Raw genomic sequence first — 1,554 nt, 5'->3', positions numbered from 1 at the left:
GTTTTGGCACGCGACTTGCGCCAAGTCAACCCAATGCGGATGGTCCGCCATGTTGACACCCCAAGGCCAAAGCTGTGGCAAAAAAGAAACTGCCGAAATGTCGAAAACCTGCTGGCTTCAGCGAGGCAGAACTCGCCCCCGGCGTCACGGCAAAAAGACCTAATGTCGAGTCAAGGATCGATGCCAAAGACATCACTGGCCTGAAGTTCTTCAAACGCATTCGGCCACTACTGGAGTCGCTTCATAGCGTAGGTGCTCAAAGAGACAAGGCCGGTAGTCGTGATCTACACATGGACCAGTACGGCGTTTTGGTGCTGATGTGGCTGTTCAATCCGATTCTGTCCTCGCTGCGGGGACTGCAGCAAGCGAGTGAACTGGAAACTGTACAAAAAAAGTTCGGTGTTGGACGTGCTTCGCTCTCAGAGTCCGTTACCATTTTCGATCCTGAGCCGCTGAAAGAGATTGCAGCCAGTTTGGCTACACAAATCCCATCCGCAGATCCTTCACGGTTCGATGGGATCAAAGACCAATTAACCGCTGTTGATGGTAGCGTTTTCAAAACGGCTGTACGAGTGGCTTCGCTGTCTTGGATTCCGTCCACGGGGCGTGCAGCCGGACGCACCACAACGACAGCGGTTGACGGCTACCGAATGCACACGCACTTTGAAATTCTCCGTGGCGTGCCAGAGCGAGTCGATGCGACACCCGCTAAACCTAAAGGCAAAGATGACGAGAAAATTGCCTTGGCTTCCGTATTGCAACCCGATCGATGTTATGTCACTGATCGAGGCTATGCGAAGTTCGAACTGTTCAATGCGATCCATGCCGCCGACAGCAGTTACATTTGCCGACTACGCGACAACAGCACGCCAAAACGACTCAAAGAACGCCCTCTCACTGATGCGGATCGGGCCGCGGGCGTTCGGCTTGATTGCGAAGTAATACTCGGGGCGCACACATCCAATCGCAAGACCATCGCCACCGATCATCCCGTCCGTTACATCGAGATCGAAGTGCCCTCACACGTTCGCACTGGCAAAGGCGGAGCCAATAGTGACGGAATTCTTCGTGTGGCAACCAGCCTGATGGATGTTCCCGCTGAGCTGATTGCAGAAGCATATCGCCTCAGGTGGCTAATCGAACTATTTTTCAGAATGATCAAACAGCTGCTTGGCTGCCGCCATCTCCTTAGCACGAAGCCCAACGGAGTTGAGATTCAGATGTACCTCGCGATCATCGCGTGCTTTCTGATTCTGATTTACACCGGCGGTCAGCCGAACAAAAGAACTTACGAGATGATTTGCTTCTACTTGCTCGGCTGGGCGTCACTGCAAGAGCTTGAGGCCCACATCAAAAAGCTAAAGTCGAAGAACCATTAGGGACACTGCGCTCCGACCGAACAGAAAGTCTCGGCGGGGTTGCTTGCTGCGCGATAGGAACCAACGGCTGCCAATGAGGTTACCTCGCTCACGTCCATCAATTAGCACTGCCTCCATCACTCCGGCTAGAAATCAGCAAGGGCAAACGGAGTGCCGAACAGTATTGGGTTTGACC

At 53.3% G+C, this 1,554-nt stretch carries 1 protein-coding gene; it reads left to right on the top strand.

Annotated features, from left to right (window positions below):
* Positions 1-74 precede the first annotated feature (74 nt).
* Positions 75-1,379: an IS4 family transposase gene (locus CA13_RS34335; RefSeq protein ID WP_146395143.1), complete on the top strand. Its 1,305-nt coding sequence runs from the start codon at positions 75-77 to the stop codon at positions 1,377-1,379.
* Positions 1,380-1,554 lie beyond the last annotated feature (175 nt).

The sequence above is a fragment of the Novipirellula herctigrandis genome, assembly GCA_007859835.1.
GTDB classification, from domain to species: Bacteria; Planctomycetota; Planctomycetia; order Pirellulales; family Pirellulaceae; genus Novipirellula_A; species Novipirellula_A herctigrandis.
Note: the sequence above shows the minus strand (reverse complement) of the source record. Positions and strands in the feature narration are given on the sequence as shown.